The following is a 567-nucleotide window of genomic DNA, read 5'->3' on the forward strand; positions in this document are numbered from 1 at the left end:
GGCACCCCCAATCACCCCATCGAGTTTCGGCGAGAACTCGCAAAGCTGGCCTGTGAACCCGGTGTCTCGGTCGCACGATTGGCTCTGGAACACGGCCTCAATACGAATCTGTTGTTCAAATGGCGCCGGGCCTATCAGGCTGGGCAGTATGAGCCGGCAACACTATTGCCGGTAGAAGTCGTGCACGACGAACGCGCGATCGGGAACGCGGCTGCCTTGCCCGTTCAGTCGCAGAGCATGGCCCAGCCGGTCGCCGCGGGAGTGATTGAGATTTGCGTCGGCGCCGCGCGAGTGCGTATCGAAGGCACGCCTGACCCAGCCACGCTGCGTATTGTGCTGCGTACGTTGCGTGTCGCTGCGGAGGCTGAGGCGTGATCGGGCTTCCTGGCGGCACGCGTATATGGCTGGCTGCCGGCGTGACCGACATGCGGGCCGGATTCAACAGCCTCGCCGCCAAGGTGCAAACCGTGCTTGAACGCGATCCATTCAGCGGGCACGTCTTCGTGTTTCGCGGCAAACGCGGGAGTCGTGTGACATAGTGCATCCTCCGGTTAGAATCCAGGTAAC

The 567-nt window shown here is 62.4% G+C and carries 2 protein-coding genes; both read left to right on the forward strand.

The window, feature by feature from the left end; genetic code table 11:
• The coding region (gene tnpA, locus P0D80_RS50995) for an IS66-like element accessory protein TnpA (RefSeq protein WP_408296530.1) at positions 1-375 on the forward strand (375 nt) is incomplete at its 5' end.
• Positions 372-539: an IS66 family insertion sequence element accessory protein TnpB gene (gene tnpB / locus P0D80_RS51000; RefSeq protein ID WP_408296533.1), complete on the forward strand. Its 168-nt coding sequence runs from the start codon at positions 372-374 to the stop codon at positions 537-539. The genes tnpA and tnpB, both read left to right, overlap by 4 nt.
• Positions 540-567 lie beyond the last annotated feature (28 nt).

Source organism: Paraburkholderia sp. RL17-373-BIF-A (assembly GCF_046030175.1).
GTDB lineage: Bacteria > Pseudomonadota > Gammaproteobacteria > Burkholderiales > Burkholderiaceae > Paraburkholderia.